The organism is Methanosphaera sp. WGK6, assembly GCF_001729965.1.
Classification (GTDB): domain Archaea; phylum Methanobacteriota; class Methanobacteria; order Methanobacteriales; family Methanobacteriaceae; genus Methanosphaera.
On the sequence record NZ_JRWK01000002.1, the window covers coordinates 172,510 to 189,810 of the forward strand.

Annotated in this window: 17 protein-coding genes; 12 read left to right on the forward strand and 5 right to left on the reverse strand. The window is 27.6% G+C overall.

Going from position 1 to position 17,301, the window contains the following annotated elements; translation table 11 throughout:
• Positions 1–89: 89 nt before the first annotated feature.
• Positions 90–863, reverse strand: coding sequence for a precorrin-6A reductase (cobK, locus tag NL43_RS01925; protein ID WP_069592350.1), 774 nt, complete (start codon positions 861–863; stop codon positions 90–92).
• Positions 864–1,096: 233 nt separating this feature from the next.
• Positions 1,097–1,501, reverse strand: coding sequence for a UPF0146 family protein (locus NL43_RS01930; protein WP_241776195.1), 405 nt, complete (start codon positions 1,499–1,501; stop codon positions 1,097–1,099).
• 253 nt (positions 1,502–1,754) lie between these two features.
• On the opposite strand from NL43_RS01930, the gene rimI reads away from it, so the two are divergent.
• The 4 genes from rimI (at position 1,755) to NL43_RS01950 (ending at position 8,131) form a co-directional block, all read left to right on the forward strand.
• Positions 1,755–2,192 (forward strand): ribosomal protein S18-alanine N-acetyltransferase, encoded by a 438-nt coding sequence (gene rimI, locus NL43_RS01935; RefSeq protein WP_069592351.1) that lies wholly within the window; start codon positions 1,755–1,757, stop codon positions 2,190–2,192.
• A 418-nt stretch (positions 2,193–2,610) separates the two neighbouring features.
• Positions 2,611–3,693 carry a glutamine-hydrolyzing carbamoyl-phosphate synthase small subunit gene (gene carA / locus NL43_RS01940; RefSeq protein ID WP_069592352.1) on the forward strand — a complete coding sequence of 361 codons (1,083 nt, stop codon included), beginning with the start codon at positions 2,611–2,613 and terminating at the stop codon, positions 3,691–3,693.
• Positions 3,694–3,738: 45 nt separating this feature from the next.
• Positions 3,739–6,924 (forward strand): carbamoyl-phosphate synthase large subunit, encoded by a 3,186-nt coding sequence (gene carB / locus NL43_RS01945; RefSeq protein WP_069592353.1) that lies wholly within the window; start codon positions 3,739–3,741, stop codon positions 6,922–6,924.
• A gap of 64 nt (positions 6,925–6,988) precedes the next feature.
• Positions 6,989–8,131, forward strand: coding sequence for an amidohydrolase family protein (locus tag NL43_RS01950; RefSeq protein WP_069592354.1), 1,143 nt, complete (start codon positions 6,989–6,991; stop codon positions 8,129–8,131).
• 39 nt (positions 8,132–8,170) lie between these two features.
• On the opposite strand, the gene NL43_RS01955 is transcribed toward NL43_RS01950, so the two are convergent.
• Genes NL43_RS01955 through glmS form a run of 3 tightly spaced genes read right to left on the reverse strand, consistent with a single transcriptional unit; the run spans position 8,171 to position 10,844 of the window.
• Positions 8,171–8,626: a thioesterase family protein gene (locus NL43_RS01955; RefSeq protein WP_069592355.1), complete on the reverse strand. Its 456-nt coding sequence runs from the start codon at positions 8,624–8,626 to the stop codon at positions 8,171–8,173.
• Positions 8,627–8,679: 53 nt separating this feature from the next.
• On the reverse strand, positions 8,680–9,054 hold the full coding sequence (locus NL43_RS01960) for a hypothetical protein (protein WP_069592356.1): 375 nt from the start codon (positions 9,052–9,054) through the stop codon (positions 8,680–8,682).
• 17 nt (positions 9,055–9,071) lie between these two features.
• A complete protein-coding gene (glmS, locus tag NL43_RS01965; protein ID WP_069592357.1) occupies positions 9,072–10,844 on the reverse strand; it encodes a glutamine--fructose-6-phosphate transaminase (isomerizing) in 1,773 nt (590 codons plus the stop codon).
• Positions 10,845–11,048: 204 nt separating this feature from the next.
• Between glmS and purC the strand changes: the two genes are divergently transcribed.
• The 8 genes from purC (at position 11,049) to NL43_RS02005 (ending at position 17,276) form a co-directional block, all read left to right on the forward strand.
• A complete protein-coding gene (gene purC, locus NL43_RS01970) occupies positions 11,049–11,804 on the forward strand; it encodes a phosphoribosylaminoimidazolesuccinocarboxamide synthase (RefSeq protein ID WP_069592358.1) in 756 nt (251 codons plus the stop codon).
• Positions 11,805–11,836: 32 nt separating this feature from the next.
• Positions 11,837–12,085, forward strand: a complete 249-nt coding sequence (gene purS / locus NL43_RS01975) for a phosphoribosylformylglycinamidine synthase subunit PurS (RefSeq protein WP_069592359.1) — start codon at positions 11,837–11,839, stop codon at positions 12,083–12,085.
• A gap of 2 nt (positions 12,086–12,087) precedes the next feature.
• A complete protein-coding gene (gene purQ, locus NL43_RS01980; RefSeq protein ID WP_069592360.1) occupies positions 12,088–12,753 on the forward strand; it encodes a phosphoribosylformylglycinamidine synthase subunit PurQ in 666 nt (221 codons plus the stop codon).
• 266 nt (positions 12,754–13,019) lie between these two features.
• The gene (cobA, locus tag NL43_RS01985) at positions 13,020–13,745 is read left to right on the forward strand and encodes a uroporphyrinogen-III C-methyltransferase (protein WP_069592361.1); all 726 of its coding nucleotides are present in this window, start codon (positions 13,020–13,022) and stop codon (positions 13,743–13,745) included.
• The gene (locus tag NL43_RS01990; protein WP_069592362.1) at positions 13,745–14,527 is read left to right on the forward strand and encodes a uroporphyrinogen-III synthase; all 783 of its coding nucleotides are present in this window, start codon (positions 13,745–13,747) and stop codon (positions 14,525–14,527) included. Before cobA ends, NL43_RS01990 begins: the two co-directional genes overlap by 1 nt.
• A 14-nt stretch (positions 14,528–14,541) precedes the next feature.
• Positions 14,542–14,823: a signal recognition particle subunit SRP19/SEC65 family protein gene (locus NL43_RS01995; RefSeq protein ID WP_069592363.1), complete on the forward strand. Its 282-nt coding sequence runs from the start codon at positions 14,542–14,544 to the stop codon at positions 14,821–14,823.
• 39 nt (positions 14,824–14,862) lie between these two features.
• Complete coding sequence (recJ, locus tag NL43_RS02000; protein ID WP_069592364.1) at positions 14,863–16,290, forward strand: single-stranded-DNA-specific exonuclease RecJ; 1,428 nt, start codon at positions 14,863–14,865, stop codon at positions 16,288–16,290.
• Between the two features lie 194 nt (positions 16,291–16,484).
• Positions 16,485–17,276, forward strand: a complete 792-nt coding sequence (locus tag NL43_RS02005) for a winged helix-turn-helix transcriptional regulator (RefSeq protein WP_069592365.1) — start codon at positions 16,485–16,487, stop codon at positions 17,274–17,276.
• Positions 17,277–17,301 lie beyond the last annotated feature (25 nt).

Genomic DNA, 17,301 nt, shown 5'->3' on the forward strand with positions numbered 1-17,301 from the left:
TGAATATGATGATGAATGATGGGCGATCTGAGGCTATTTTAATTAACCACCCATTTTTAAAGTTATTTTTAAAAAAAGTAATAAAATAATTAAATAATTTCTTTTAATTCATCAATTGATCTAACAATTCTATGATTTTCTAATTTTTTAACATGGGGTCTTGTAACAAGAACTACAGGTATATTTAATTCAAGAGCAGCATTAATTTTTTCTTCAGCTCCTCCACTTTCACCACTTTCTTTAGTTATAATTGCAGTTACATTGTATTCTTTCATGAGACTCATATTAAATTCTTTGGAGTATGTACCTTGCATCGCAATAATATTTTTTGCAGGAATTCCCGTATTTTGGGTTTTAGTAATACTGAATGTGTTTGGAAGAACTCTAACTACTACTTGATTTGGATTAATTTCTTTAACAATTTCAGATAATGTCATAACACCTGCAAGATGCATTAATTTGTTTTCTTCATTTTTTAACAGAGTTTTAGCTTTTTTAGCACCTTCTATAAAACTAGGTACTTTATAAATTAAATTAGATTTAGGTAATATTGTTGAAGCTCGTTCATATCTAATATAATTAATTCCTGTTTTCTCACAACTTTCAATTGCTGTCTCTGTTGCAACTGCTGCAAAGGGGTGTGTTGCATCTATAAGAGTGTCAATTTTTTTTTCTTTAATTACCTTAATAAAATCTTCTTCACATAATGCTTTTGATATAACTTCAGTTGCACCTGCAGATTTAGCTATTTCTGATCCATAATCCGTAACTGTTGTTGCAAGAATGTAATTATTCTTATCCTCATTTAAAAAATTAATCACTTTCGTTGCATCAGATGTACCGGACATTATCATATATCTCATTTAATATATCTCCATTTTTTTATCCTTTTTTTAGAATATAATATGTTATATTGTATTTATCCTAAATATTTATTATCTTATTAAATCTATGATAATTCATTTTATTTGATTTTTTATCTATTTAATTTAGTTAATAAATAATATAGTAATATGGAACAATATTTATTTAATTTGTTCAATAGAGTATATTATGGATTAAATACTATTTTTTGCAGAGTCAATAAATCATTTTATTATTTTTTTAAAATATATAATGCCATTTTTTTGTAATTAACTAGTTTTATTTTATTTTGATATTTATAATTTATTTCTTCAGTAAATAATGGTTTAATTAAAATATCACAATTAAATTTTTCAGATAATTTGAAAATATCTGGTTGTAATTCTTCAGGAGGTCTTATGGAATATATTAAATCGGCATTTTCATATATCTTGGAGGTTGGTTTAGTAATATCATCTTGGATAATTGTTTCATTATATGGATTAATATCTACTAATTTAATTGTAGTTTGAGGTAATTTTTGTTTAAGAATTGTACTAGGTTCTAATATTTTACCAACTCCTACTTCAATTATTTTGTTACTATGTCCATAGTTTTGAATTATGTATTCTGAAAAGTTTTCCCATATTTTACTCATATTTATGATCCTCCTTTTTTTAGTTATTATTTAATTTTTAGTTCATGTATATAACAAGGAATTTGTTGGGTTTTTTATAGTTAATGTATGTTCTAATTTAGAAAAAAATATTTTTTTTTGATAGATTATTATTATTTAATTATTTTGTAATTATATGCTGTTTTTTTAGTATTAAATGTATTTTATTCTATTATTATATTAATTACTTAATTATAAAAATATATAATTATATATTATTTTAATGGGATGAGTTATGATTATACGTGATTTTAGACTATCTGATTTGGATGATGTTCTGCGGATTGAATTCAATGAATTTAAAGATCCATATCCTGTTGATATTTTAGTACAACTATATAATTGTGGAGCAGGATTTTTAGTAGCTGAAGTTGCACAAAAGATAATTGGTTATATTATTTTTTGGATAAAAGATGGTTTTGGTCATATTATTGTAATAGCTGTTGATCATAATTATCAAAGTATGCATATAGGGTCAGTACTATTGGAAAAAGCACTTTATTTGTTTAAACGAAATAATATTGGTGTGGTTAGATTAGAAGTTCGTAAATCTAATATTCGTGCAATAAAATTTTATCAAAAAAATGGTTTTATAAAAATAGCTGAAGAAGACAATTATTATGCGGATTATGAGTCAGCAATAATTATGCAGTATTCAAATCCGAACAGTTAATTTACTTTTTTTTCTTAATTTACCGTTACTTTTTTTTAGTATTAACTACTATATATTAATATTAGAAATGGGCATTTGAAATTTTATTAAAAAATAATTTCTAATATAAATATATTTCATTTTAATTTAAAAATAATTGTATAAATAATTTTATTTTAATAGAAGTGTATTTTATGGAACGTTAATTTAATTAAAAATATTTATTAAAGTTTTTTTTAATAATATAATTTAATTAGGTATGTAATTGATGTAATATATTATAATTTAGAGATTAAATGTATTTTGATGTTAATTATATTCTTTTAAATTATTCAAAGTTCATTATCAATTCGTTAAATAAATCAAATAAGTAATAATAGTTTTTAGGTGTTTTAAACCTATTATATTATTTCTATAATTAAAAATCGGGGTTTTTAAAGTGGTAAAGACTGCAAAATTAGCGTTGGAAGATGGTACAATTTTAGAAGGAGAAGGGTTTGGTGCTGAAACTGTTAAATCTGGAGAAATTGTATTTTCAACCGCAATGACTGGATATGTTGAATCTTTAACTGATCCATCCTTCAAGGGTCAAATATTAATGTCAACGTATCCATTAGAAGGAAATTATGGAGTATCATCTGAATGGTATCAATCAGATGATGTTAAAGTAGAAGCATATATAGTAAGACAAGTATGTACAGAACCTTGTCATCCAAAATCTGAAAAAACATTGCCTGAATTTTTGGAAGAATTTGGAGTTCCAGGTATTAGTAACATAGATACAAGAGCTTTAACATTAAAAATTAGAGAATTAGGTTCAATGAAAGCAGCTGTAGCTAACATTGATATTAGTGATGAAGAATTACTTAAAATAGTTCAGGAACAAGTACCTTTAGAGGATAGAATGTTAGTTAATGAAGTTTCTGTAAAAGAACCAAAAATAATTCAGGAACGAAAAGAATATAATGTCGCTGTTTTGGATTGTGGAGTAAAAAAGAATATCTTAAACCATTTAACACGACGTAATGTGGGGGTTGTTTTAATTCCACCTACAACAAGTGTGGAAGATATTTTAGAATTAGATGTTGATGGAATACTAATTTCTAGTGGTCCAGGTAATCCTGAAAATGTAGATAAAATTCAGGATACAATTAGAAACTTATCTCAAAAAATGCCTATTGCTGGAATTTGTTTAGGTCAACAGATAATAGCATTAAGTTTTGGAGCGAAAATATATAAAATGAAATTTGGACATAGAGGTTCAAATCAACCAGTACAAGATATCGCTACTGGAAAAGTATATATGACTTCCCAAAATCATAGTTTTTCAATTGATGAAGAATCAATAAAAGATACAGGTTTAGAAATAACTCAAATTAACTTAAATGATGGAACACCTGAAGCTTTAAAACATAAAACATTACCTATATTCAGTATTCAATATCATCCAGAAGCTGGACCAGGACCACATGATTCTAACAGATTCTTTGATGAGTTTATAGAAGTAATTAAAAGTCATTAGATAGACTATGCCATATTCAATACATTTTTTTAGGAGTTAGTAATTATGCCGAAGGATAAAGATATTAAAAAAGTATTAATAATTGGTTCAGGACCTATACAAATAGGACAAGCAGCTGAATTTGATTATTCCGGATCTCAAGCATGTAAATCTCTAAGAGAAGAACATGTAGAAACAGTTTTAGTAAACAGTAATCCTGCTACTATTCAAACAGATATTGATTCAGCAGATAAAGTATATGTTGAACCATTAACTGCAGAAGTAGTAGCAAAAATAATTGAAAAAGAACAAGTAGATGCAATATTACCAACAATGGGTGGACAAACAGGTTTAAACATTGCTATAGATTTGGATAAAATAGGGGCACTTGATGGAATTAAAGTATTGGGTTCACCAATTGAAACTATTAACAATGTAGAAGACCGTGATTTATTTGCAGAATTTATGGATAAACTGGATGAACCTATACCAAAATGTCATGCAATAAATACCTTAGAAGAAGCTTATCAAGCCGTTGAAGATATTGGGTATCCAGTTATTGTAAGACCTGCATTTACATTAGGTGGAACTGGTGGTGGTGTAGCAAACAACAAAAAAGAATTAGAAGAAATCGTAAATCATGGTTTAGATATGAGTTTTATCAACCAAGTATTAATTGATGAATCAGTTCTTGGATGGGAAGAATTTGAATATGAAGTCATGAGAGATAAAAATGATTCATGCATCATAGTATGTAATATGGAAAATATAGACCCAATGGGAATACATACTGGTGAAAGTACTGTTGTAGCTCCAACACAAACACTATCTGATGAAGATAATCAAAGATTACGTAATGCATCAATAAAAATTATCCGAGCTTTAGGAATATGTGGTGGATGTAATATTCAATTTGCAGTACATCCAGAAACTAAGGAATACAAAGTAATTGAAGTAAATCCTAGGGTAAGTAGAAGTAGTGCATTAGCATCAAAAGCGACTGGATATTCAATTGCAAAAGTATCCTCAAAAATCGCTTTAGGAATGACATTAGATGAAATTAAAAATGATATTACTAAAGAAACTCCTGCTTCATTTGAACCTGCAATAGATTATGTAATTGCAAAAATACCACGATGGCCTTTCGATAAATTCAAGGGAAACACTGGTGAATTAGGTGTTCAAATGCAGTCTACTGGTGAAGTAATGGCAATAGGAAGAACTATTGAAGAAGCATTACATAAAGCTATAAGATCATTAGATATAGATCAAGAAGCATTTGAATACACAGAATACACAGATTATGATTTAGAACATGCTACTGATGAAAGAATCTTTGAATTATACTCTGCAGTAAAAGATGGAAGACCTATTGAAGAACTTGCAGAAATAACGAAAATAAATCCATTCTTTATTAATAAAATTAAAAACATCTGTGATATGGAAGATTTGATTCAAGAAAATGGAATAGATGTATTATCTGATGCTAAATTATTTAGAAAAATTAAACAATATGGATTTTCTGATAAACGCATAGGTCAATTAATTGATGAGGATGAAACTACTATTTTCAAAGCAAGACATGAAATTGGTTTAATACCTGAATATAAAATGGTAGATACATGTGCTGCAGAATTCGAAGCTAAAACACCATATTACTATGGAACTTATGATTCAGCACCACAAGAAGAAAAAGATGATAAAAAGAAAATAGTTGTTTTAGGTGCAGGTCCAATAAGAATTGGTCAAGGAATAGAATTTGATTACTGTTGTGTACATGCTGCATTAGCATTAAAAGATGATGATGTTGAAACAATACTTATAAATAATAACCCCGAAACAGTAAGTACTGATTATGATATATCTGATAAACTATACTTTGAACCTTTAACAAAAGAGGATGTATTAGCAGTATTAGAAAAAGAAAATCCTTATGGTGTAATTGTACAATTTGGAGGACAGACTTCAATTAACTTAGCTCAAAGTATAAGTGAAGCAGGATATAAAATATTAGGTACTCCTTTTGAAAGTATTGACATGGTAGAAGATCGTGAACAATTCACAGAGGTACTTAATGAATTAGATATTCCACAAGCAGATTATGGAATAGCAAATTCACTTGATGATGCAAGAGAAGTAGCACATTCAATAGGGTTCCCAGTACTTGTAAGACCATCATATGTTCTTGGTGGACGAGCAATGGAAATAGTATATGATGATGATGCACTAGATGACTATATGAAAGAAGCAGTAAAAGTATCTAAAGAACATCCAATTCTTGTAGATAAATTCTTAGAAGATTCTATAGAATTAGATGTGGATGCTCTTTCAGATGGTGAAGATGTGTATGTATGTGGAATAATGGAACATATCGAAGAAGCAGGTATACATTCTGGAGATTCTGCATGTGTAATTCCACCTCAAAGTGTTCCACAAGAAATAATAACACAAGTAGAAGAATACACTAAAAAACTCGCATTAAAACTAGGGGTCATTGGATTAATAAACATTCAATATGCAATTAAAATGGATGAAGAACCAAAATTATATATTATTGAAGCAAATCCTCGTGCAAGTCGTACAGTTCCATTTGTAAGTAAATCAATTGGAATCCCAATTGCAAAAATCGCATCTAAATTAATGTTAGGCTCTAAATTAAAAGATTTTGATTTAGTAAATTATGCTGATATAAAGCATGTATCTGTAAAAGAGTCAGTATTCCCATTCTTAAAAATACCTGATGCAGATGCAGTACTTGGTCCAGAAATGAAATCTACTGGGGAAAGTATGGGTATAGATAAAAACTTTGGATTAGCATATTATAAAGCACAATTAGCTGCAAATATGAAATTACCAACAGAAGGTAAAATATTTTTAAGTGTAAGAGATTTGGATAAACCTAAAATAGCACCAATAGCTAAAAAAGCTAAAGAGTTAGGTTTTGACTTGATAGCAACAAGAGGTACTGCTGAAGCAGCTCCTGATGTGGAAATTGATGTAATTAGAAAAGTAAGTCAAGGTTCACCAAATATTAGAGATGCAATGTTAAATGGTGAAGTTGCATTTGTAATTAATACTCCATCTGGAAAACAATCTGCAGATGATGGTTATATTATCCGAAGATTAACTATTGAATTAGGAATTCCTTATGTAACAACAATTGCTGGGGCAAATGCAGTTCTTAAAGCAATAGAAGAAGCAGGTTCTGGAGAATTTAATGTAAAATCATTAAATGAGTATGGTGAATTATAATTTACTTCTCTTTAACCTTCTTAAATCTTTTTTTTTATAATTTATTTTATGAGATGATTTTTTCATGATAACTATTAAAAATGGATTAGTTCTCACAGGAATTAATCTTGAACCCGTTCAAACAAATGTTGTAATAAATGATGATGGACGTATAATTAAATTATCACCTCACTATGAAGAAGGTGAAATAATTGATGCTACAAATTGTATTGTAATGCCTGCCTTTATAAATGCACATATTCATATAGGAGACTCTATAGTAAAAGATGTGGGAGATGGTTTATCAATAAAAGAATTGGTTGAACCACCTAATGGACTAAAACATCAAAAATTAAAAGAAGTTAATGACGATGAAATAATTGAAGCAATGCATGAATCAGCAAAAGAAATGTTATATTCAGGAATATCTACTTTTATTGATTTTAGAGAAGGTGGTTTAAAAGGAATTGAATTATTAAAGAAAGCAACTTATGATCTTCCGATTAATGCATGTATTTTAGGTAGAAGTGATGAATATTATAGTTCCACTATAACTCCAAATGAGGCACGATTAATCACTAGAGAATTATTACAATACTGTGATGGTATAGGTTTAAGTGGTATTAATGATATTGATCCGGAAATTATATTACAAATAGCAGAAGTATGTAATGATGAAGATAAAATAGCAATGATTCATGTTGCTGAATATTATGAACTACAAGAAAAATCAATTCAACTAACTAATCAAACAGAAGTTGAACGAGCATTACGTGCAGGTTTCACTAATTTAGTACATGTAACACATCCTATCATGCAAGACCTTGATTTAATAAATGCATCAAGTCCATTTATTATTTCATGTCCAAGATCTAATGGAATGTTATCAGTAGGTATTCCACCAATATCTGCATATGTTGAGGATGGAATTGATGTGGCATTAGGTACTGATAATGTAATGTTTAATAAACCCGACATGTTTAGAGAAATGGAATATGCATTAAAATCTGTAAGGGGAGCTTATAAAAATAAAATAACTGCAAAAGATATTTTAAAAATGGCTACTATAAATGGTTTTAAAATATTAGGTAAGGATATTAGTATACAAGAGAATAATATATCAGATATACTTGTTATTCGAAGAAAATCTGAAGATCCTTATTTATCCGTTGTAAATAGGTCTTCTTCTGAAGATATTGTTAATTTTATCATGGGAAATCAAATGTAAAAAAAAGTAGACTTATATGTCTAATTATAATAACATTGTTTAATATTTATTTTTATTTTCATTCATTTCTTTTTTATTATTTTTTTCTAATTCTTCTCTTGTTATAAAGTGTTGTTCAAGTTGTTTACGAATTTCATTGGGAATTGTTTTACTTTCTTGTTTAATAAAATCAAAATATACAATAACTGTTGAACCATTATCTCTTAGTTGTCCATTTTGCCATGCTTCTTGAAATACTGTGAATGAACTATTACCTATTTTGCTAATATAAGTTCTTATTTCAACATCATGTCCATAATATATTTGTTTTAAATAATTATATTCTGCATGAACCATGATAAGATTCCATTTTTTATAAGTTAATTCAAGATCAGGTACAAATATTTTGAAAATAGGGTTTCGTGCAGTTTCAAACCAAAGTGGAATATTATTATTATTTATATGTCGTAGTCCATCAGTTTCACCCATACGTGGTGTAATAATAGTTTTATACATAATTTTGTTCCTCTATTAATTATTTTTAATTTTTTTTTAAAAAAAGAAGGTGGTTAGAATGTGTTTTCAATAATTGTTTTAATAGATAAACTATCGTTTGTATCATTGGTTGTATTATTGGTTATATTTGTATTATTTTTAGTAATATTCGTGTAATTTGTTGTATTTGTTGTATTATATGTAGTGATATTTGTTGTATGATTTGTACTTGAATTATTTGTTGAATTGTTTAGTGTTATATTTTTAGCTTCAAATGAGTTTTCTTTAATTACATTTAATGTATTCGATGGTTCTGTTAATGATGTTGGAATAATTTCTTTACTTATTGTTTCACCAATATGGTTCATTCCAAATACTGTTCCACTACTCATTGCTAGTAATGAGACTAATAATATGATTATAAGTCCACTTTTACTACTATCATTCATAGTATCACCATTTTTTTTTATTCTACTGTTACAGATTTAGCTAGATTTTTTGGTTTATCAGGATCTATATTTTTCTCAATACTAATGTAATATGACAATAATTGTAAATCAATTATATATAATAGTGGTGCTATTATTTCATCAATAATTGGGTTAAATAGTATTTTATCTTCTACATCATCAATTTGAGTATCATTACTTGCACCTAATATTATGATATCTGCACCACGTGCACGTATTTCCTGTAAATTATTATATGTTTTATTATAACTTGGACCTGGTGGTAATATTCCAACTACAGGAATGTTATCATCAATCAGTGCTAAGGGACCATGTTTAAGTTCTCCTGCAGGATATCCTTCACCATGTATGTATGTAATCTCTTTAAGTTTCAATGCACCTTCTAATGCAGTAGGATAATTAAATCCTCTACCAATATAGAAGAAATCTTTTGCAAATTTATATTTTTTAGCAATTTCTTTTATTTGTTCTTCATGTGTTAATAATTCTTCAGATAAATCAGAGATTTCATCTAATTTATGTAATAATTCTTGATTTTCACCCATATGTGCTACTAATAAGTAGATGCATATTAATTGACTAAGGTATGTTTTTGTTGCTGCTACACTTATTTCAGGTCCTGCTCTTGTATAAATAACATGATCAGCTTCTCTTGTAATTGAACTACCTACTACATTTACTATGGCTAATGTTTCTGATTTTTCTTTAGCTACTTTCAATGCTTTTATAGTATCAGCAGTTTCTCCGGATTGTGTTATGAAAATAACTAATGTATGGTCATCTAATGTTTTATTGAAGTATTCAAATTCTGATGCTAATATAACTTCTGTAGGTATACCAATTTGTGATTCAATAAGGTATTCTCCTATGAGTGATGCATGATATGATGTTCCACATGCAACAAAGCAAATTCTATTAAATTTTTTGAATTTTTGAACAATTTCTTGTATTTTTTTAGATTCGGATAATGTGTCTTTTATTACTTGTGGTTCTTCATATATTTCTTTTAGCATGAAATGTTCAAAACCGCCTTTTTCAGCCATTTCTGAATTCCATGTTATTGTTGTAATTTCTTTTTTAATTGGATTTAAATCAAAGTCCATAATCTGAACATTATCTTGTTTTAATATTATGATTTCTTTGTCTTCAAGATAAATTACTTTATTTGTTTCATTTAATATTGCTGGAACATCGGATGCTAGATAATTTCCATTTTCACCAACACCTACAATTAAAGGACTTTCATTTCTAACTCCAATTATTTCATGTGGATTATCTTTTGAAATTATTGCTAAAGCATATGATCCTACTAATCTTTTTATTGTTGTCTGTACTGAAGTTAGAAAATCTTGTCCTTCCATCATGTATTTTTCTATTAGATGAGGTATAACTTCAGTATCAGTGTCTGATTTAAAGATATGTCCTTCTTTTATTAGTTCTTGACGTAGTTCTTTGTAATTTTCTATTATACCATTATGTACAACACTAATATTATTTTTACAATCACAATGTGGATGTGCATTTTCTTTTGTAGGATTTCCATGTGTTGCCCATCTTACATGAGCAATACCTATATTTCCATCAATATCCTTAAGGTTTATTTCACTATCTACTTCATTTATTTTGCCACTGCCTTTTTTTAAGTTAATAGTGTCAGTAACTGTTGCAATACCAATTGAATCATAACCTCTATATTCTAGTTTTTTTATTGAATCAATTATTGTTGGGGCAGCTTTTTTATTTAAAACACATCCGACTATTCCACACATTATTTAATCACCTAAATTTCATTAAGTTATTAATTATATCCGTTATTTTTAAAGTAAGTTCTATTTATTTTACTCTATTATATATATAATATTTAATTCATACATTATAATACTTATCATATACATATATAATATTATAGTATAGAATGAGGTCTAATTTTTTATTTTAATTAGATTAATTAAAAATATATTGTGGAATTTAAAATGAGTGAGATAGTAAAAGAATTACTTTACACAGGAAAAGCAAAAGATGTTTATAAAACTGGAAATGAAGATGAAGTAATCATTAAATTCAGAGATGATATTACTGCACTTGACGGTGGTAGAAAAGACACTTTAAGTAAAAAAGGTGAATATAATGCATTAATATCTGCTAAATTATTTGAAATATTGGAGGAACATGGAGTATCAACTCAATATATTCGATTAGTAGAACCTAATGAAATGTTAACAAAATCTCTTGAAATGATTCCTTTAGAAGTAATTTGTCGTAATATTGCAACAGGAAGTCTTCTTAGGAAATATCCATTTCATAAAAATCAAAGATTAGATCCTCCTGTAATACAATTTGATTATAAAAATGATGTTTATCATGATCCAATGTTAAATGATAGTATTATTACAGCTTTAAAAATAGCAACACAGGAAGAATTAGATAAAATAAGAGAAATTACTCATGTTATTAACAAAGTCTTATATAAATTCTTAAATGAATGTGGTTTAATTCTAGTTGATTTTAAAATAGAATTTGGATTTGATAAAGAAGGTAATATTGTATTAGGTGATGAAATTAGTCCTGATACAACAAGATTATGGGATATTGAAACTCATGATAACTTTGATAAAGATATCTTTAGAAAAGGAGAAAAAGGAGTAGTTGATGCTTATCATAGAGTAGTTGATTTAGTATTAACTGCAGAAGAAAAAGAAAAATGGAATGTTGAAAAGATTGAAATGTAATCTTTTAAATTATTAGTCAAGGAAGTTTTAATATGAATTTTAATGTAGAAGTAAAAACAAGTTTAAAAAAGGGTATGTTAAATCCAGAAGCATCTACAATTGAAAAAGCATTAGCTTTATTAAATTATGAAGTTAAAAATACACAAACAATTAATATTATTAAATTCACAATTGATGCTTCAGATAAAGAAGAAGCTCTCAAACAAGTTGATGAAATGTGTCAAAAATTATTATGTAATCCTGTGATACATGATTATGAAATAATTATTAGTGGGGAATAATATTGACTGATGTAAATGATGTTAATGTGGGTATAATTAGATTTCCTGGAACTAACTGTGATAGGGATATAGAATATGCAGTTAATCTTGTAGGTGCTAATTCACATTACATATATTGGAATGAAACTGATTTATCAAAAATGGATGTTGTTATAATACCAGGTGGATTTTCTTATGGGGATTATCTTAGAGCTGGATCTATAGCAGGTATTACACCTATAATTAATGCAATTAAAACATTTGCTAAGGAAAATAATCCTGTTCTTGGTATATGTAATGGTGCACAAATATTAGGTGAAATTGATTTAGTTCCAGGAGTATTTATAGAAAATGAAAATGCAAAGTTCATTTGTAAAAGTAAACAACTTAAAGTAAATACTACAAGAACTCCTTTCACAAAATTATATAATAAAAATGATATTATAGAATTACCAATAGCTCATAAAGAAGGACGATATTTTACTGATAATCTTGAAGAATTATATGATGATGATCAAATTGTTTTAACTTTTGAAGATGAAAATCCTAATGGTTCTTTAGATAATATAACTGGGGTATGTAATAAAGAAGGAAATGTTGTTGCAGTAATGCCTCATCCGGAAAGAGCTGTTGAGAAATTATTACGTTCAGAAGATGGATTAAAATTCTTTGAAAGTTTTCTTGACTAAATAATTTCTATCTATTAACTTTTTTTTTACACTTAATGTCCACCAAAAATAAATTCATTAATGTAAAATTTTCTTTATTTTACAATTGAAGTAATATCTACACTTATCAAAAGTTAATTTTTGAATTTTGATGAACATCATCTTATTTTTTATAAATTAGATTTTTTTTAAAAAAACTCAATTTTATTTATAATGAAATTTAATATATAGGTTTATTATAAATATTACTAGATAATCAAATAAAATTAAATATTGGAGTGAATATTATGACAGTATACATGTTAGGAGCAGGTCCGGGAGATCCTGATTTAATAACTCTTAAAGCAATAAAAATATTAAAACAAGCAGAAGTAATATTATATGATAGTTTAGCAAATGATGCATTATTAGAATATGCTCCAGATGATGTTGAATTAATATATGTTGGAAAAAGAGCTGGAGAACACTATAGGAAACAGCCAGAAATTAACCAATTATTAATTGAGCAAGGTAAAAAGTATGATAATGTAGTACGACTTAAAGGTGGAGATCCATTCATATTTGGTCGTGGTGGAGAAGAAGAATTAGCTTTATTAAAAGAAGGTATAAATGTAGAGTTTGTTCCAGGAATAAATTCAGGTATAGGTGCAGCAACATCAATAGGATTACCTTTAACACACCGAGCAGTTGCAACAAGTCTCACATTAGTTACTGGACATGAAGATCCTGAAAAATCAGAAAAACAAGTTAATTGGGATTACACTGCAGATACTATTGTAATATTTATGGGTGTAGGATTACTTAAAAAATATATTCCGAAAATACTCAAATACAGATCACCTGATACACCAGTATGTGCCATAGAAAAAGGAACTTTACCTGATCAAAGAATTGTAACAGGAACATTAGCTGATATTACTGAAAAAGATATACGACCTCCTGCATTAATAATTATAGGGGATGTTGTAAACATATACAATGAATGTCAAGAATTAAGGAGTAACATTGAATAATGTCAATCAGTACTTTTGATAATAAAACTGTTGTAATTACACGTCCTATTGAAAGAGCTAATATATTAGCAGATTTAGTTATAAAACATGGTGGAAAACCCTTAATAGTACCAACATTAGAATTACAATTAGTTGAATCGGAGGAATTAATATATATTGCTAATAATATTAATGATTTTGATTGGATTATATTTACTTCACCAGCGGGTGTTAAATCTTTTTTCAATGTATATCCATTAGATAAAATACCTTGTAATATAGCAGTAATAGGTGTTAAAACAGAGGAAGAATTATTAAAATATGGTGATAATAAACCTGATTTAATTCCTGAAAATTTTACTGCTGAAGGTTTATTAGAATCATTCGAATCAATTGATTTAAAAAATAAAAACATAGCTTTACCTCGTACATTAAGTGCTAGAACAGTTTTACCTGAAGGTTTGGAAAAAAAAGGTGCTGATGTTTTAATTGCTGAAGCATATACTTCAGCAATTCCAAAAGATAAAACATTAATCATTGATTTAGTAGATAAACTACTTGATAATAAGATAGATATAATAACATTTACAAGTCCATTAACCTTTACTAATCTTATAAAGATTATTAAAGTAGAAAATACTGAAAAATTAGATGAATTAATCAATGCTTTAAAAAATAATGTTGTAGTGGGGGCTATTGGACCAATAACGGGTAATGTTATAAAAAAATATGGTATTAGAACAATTGAACCTGAACAATACACAGTAAAGAATATGGTTGATGCATTATTACAAAAATATTAAGGTAGGCGATACACATGAAAACTATAATATGGCCAGTATATATAAATTCAGAACACACTCGTGGAGAAGGACGTAAATTGTCTTTAAATGAATCAGTAAGTGAACCTAAAATTCGTGAAATAAGTCAAGCTTTAAGAAAATTAAAAATTCAACACATTGTTGACCATAGTAAATCATATCCTGGATCTTGGTGGGAAAATTCTGGAAGAGTTGTTGTAGAAAATAATGATAAAACCAAATTAGATTTATTACGTAGTATCACAACTCAAATTAAACTATCACGCAGTAAAAATTAATCGCCCAATTTTTTATTTTTTTTAAATGGAGTATTTTAGATGAGTGAAACTAAATTGATGGATATTAAAGAATCAAGAAGTCATATGGATTTATTATTCAACAAAGCAAAAGAAAAAATACTTGATTCGGAAGATATAACTGTATATACTCATACGGATTGTGATGGAATTACTGCAGGTAGTATTTTATCATCCATTTTAGATAAATTGGATATTAATCATTCAGTAAATTTTGTTGAAATTAATGAAGTAGAACATCTTACAAGTGATACTGATGTAACAATAATTTCAGATTTAGGGGCTGGTCAAAATATTGAAAACATACTTGATAATTCAAATAAAACTGCAATAATTCTTGATCATCATCCACCAATTCGAAAATTAGGTACCTCATTTAAAGGAGATTTAATTGAAATAAATCCTAATTATTATGGATTAGATGGATCTTATACAATATCTGGTGGAGGTTTATCCTATTTCTTGGCTAAATCATTTCAGTTTCATGATTTAAGTTGGATGGGTATATTAAGTGCTGTTGGGGATATGCAAAATAGTATGACTGGAAAATTAAGAGGATTAAATACAGAAATATTAAATGATGGGATGGAATTTGGTTGTGTAGATTATGTTAATGATCTTCTACTTTATGGACGTCATACAAGACCTCTCTTTGTAGCATTATCGTATTTTGGTGATATTCATTTACCTTTAACAAATAATCGTAATGAATGTATTCATTTTTTGGAAAATTTAGGAATTCCTGTAAAAAATGATTTGGGTAATGTAAGATATCTCTGTGACTTAAATATGGATGAAAAAGGAAAACTTTTCAATGAATTATTGAAAATGATGACCCGGGAGGTTCCTGAGAGATATGTTAAATATGTGCCTAAATTAATTTCTGGAGAATCCTATGAATTTACTTTTGAAGAAAAATACACTTCATTTAGGGATGCAAGTGAATATAGTACAGTTATAAATGCTTGTGGAAGAAATAATCGTCATGAATTAGGTATGGAAGTTATAAAAGGAAATAGAAATAAAATTTCTAATGAATTAGAATCACTTGTTAAAGACCATAAACGTTATCTTGCTCAAAATATGACTAAACTTCAGGATGCAAATTCTGTGGAAATATTGGACAATATCCAGTATTTTGATGGTGATGGTATAAAAGCAAGTGTTGTTGGAACTATTGCAGGTATGTTGTTAAGTAATTATGATTGGCAAAAACCAATTGTTGGTTATACTCATATTGATGATGAAACAGCGGGTTATAAGGTTTCATTAAGATGTTCTAAATTATTAGGTTATGATGGAATACATTATGGTAATTTAGTTCGTGATATTGCTACTAAATGTGGTGGTTCTGGTGGGGGACATAGTGTAGCTTGTGGAGCTTATATTCCTGAGGATAATATTGAACAATTTATTTCTTTATTGAATAATTCAGTTAATTTAAACTAATTTTTATTTTTTTATTTTTTTAAAATTAATGCTATTCTTTTTTAAGATTTAATCTATTTTTATACTGTAAAGTATTTTTTAATGATTTGTACTTATTTTTGTAAAGATTTAAATAAAGTAATACTTATATATTAATATATAATTTAAAAAAACATTATTGGTCTAAGTAGATATTCATTAAAGAGGAACCTAATATGAGAATATTTAAAAATAAAGGGGAATTTACAAAATTCCAAATTCTTGCTAAAATTGCGCAACAAGAACCTCATCTTAAACAAAAAGATATTGCTGATGAATTAGGGATAACTGTTCAAGCAGTTTCTGAAAATATTAAATCATTAGTTAAAGAAGGTTATGTTGAAACGGGTAGTTCAAATTTTAGGTATAAGATAACAAAATATGGTATCGATAAAGTTAAAACAGAAGCTATTAATTTAAAATCATATTCTGATATGGTTTTAACTACAATGAATGGTTATAAATCCATTTGGCCTGCTATTGCTGCTGAAGATTTACATCAAGGTGAACAAGTATGGTTAAATATGGATGATGGGATACTTTATGCAGATACTGTGGATAAATCAGGAGCTTATGCTGAAGTTTTCAGTGATGCATTAGAAGGAGAAGATGTAACTCTTATAAATTTAGGTGGGGAAATAGATTTAGTTCCTAAAGATGTTATAATTGTTAAAATACCTCCTATTGCTGAGGGTGGATCTCGAGCTTGTGATATGGATAAAATTAAGGAGATTTACTCTCAAAAATTTGATAGAATTGGTGTTTTAGGAACAAGTGCAAGAGCTATTACAAATCATTTAAATGTATATCCTGATTTTGAATTTGCAACAGCAGAAGCAACATGTAGTGCAGCTGAAAAAGGATTACGTGTATTAGTATTTGCAGTAGGTAAAATGACTAATAGGATAACGTCTAGATTAGAAGAAAAAGGTATAATTTATTGTATTGAAGATGTTAAAAAAGTTTAATTTTTTTCATCTTTTTTATAATTTT

Excerpts from the sequence above, each read along its gene's own strand:
- cobK (WP_069592350.1), bottom strand. The coding sequence starts at position 863 with ATGAGATATATGATAATGTCCGGTACATCTGATGCAACGAAAGTGATT.
- NL43_RS01930 (WP_241776195.1), bottom strand. The coding sequence starts at position 1,501 with ATGAGTAAAATATGGGAAAACTTTTCAGAATACATAATTCAAAACTAT.
- rimI (WP_069592351.1), top strand. The coding sequence starts at position 1,755 with ATGATTATACGTGATTTTAGACTATCTGATTTGGATGATGTTCTGCGG.
- carB (WP_069592353.1), top strand. The coding sequence starts at position 3,739 with ATGCCGAAGGATAAAGATATTAAAAAAGTATTAATAATTGGTTCAGGA.
- NL43_RS01950 (WP_069592354.1), top strand. The coding sequence starts at position 6,989 with ATGATAACTATTAAAAATGGATTAGTTCTCACAGGAATTAATCTTGAA.
- NL43_RS01955 (WP_069592355.1), bottom strand. The coding sequence starts at position 8,626 with ATGTATAAAACTATTATTACACCACGTATGGGTGAAACTGATGGACTA.
- NL43_RS01960 (WP_069592356.1), bottom strand. The coding sequence starts at position 9,054 with ATGAATGATAGTAGTAAAAGTGGACTTATAATCATATTATTAGTCTCA.
- glmS (WP_069592357.1), bottom strand. The coding sequence starts at position 10,844 with ATGTGTGGAATAGTCGGATGTGTTTTAAATAAAAAAGCTGCCCCAACA.
- purC (WP_069592358.1), top strand. The coding sequence starts at position 11,049 with ATGAGTGAGATAGTAAAAGAATTACTTTACACAGGAAAAGCAAAAGAT.
- purS (WP_069592359.1), top strand. The coding sequence starts at position 11,837 with ATGAATTTTAATGTAGAAGTAAAAACAAGTTTAAAAAAGGGTATGTTA.
- cobA (WP_069592361.1), top strand. The coding sequence starts at position 13,020 with ATGACAGTATACATGTTAGGAGCAGGTCCGGGAGATCCTGATTTAATA.
- NL43_RS01990 (WP_069592362.1), top strand. The coding sequence starts at position 13,745 with ATGTCAATCAGTACTTTTGATAATAAAACTGTTGTAATTACACGTCCT.
- NL43_RS01995 (WP_069592363.1), top strand. The coding sequence starts at position 14,542 with ATGAAAACTATAATATGGCCAGTATATATAAATTCAGAACACACTCGT.
- recJ (WP_069592364.1), top strand. The coding sequence starts at position 14,863 with ATGAGTGAAACTAAATTGATGGATATTAAAGAATCAAGAAGTCATATG.
- NL43_RS02005 (WP_069592365.1), top strand. The coding sequence starts at position 16,485 with ATGAGAATATTTAAAAATAAAGGGGAATTTACAAAATTCCAAATTCTT.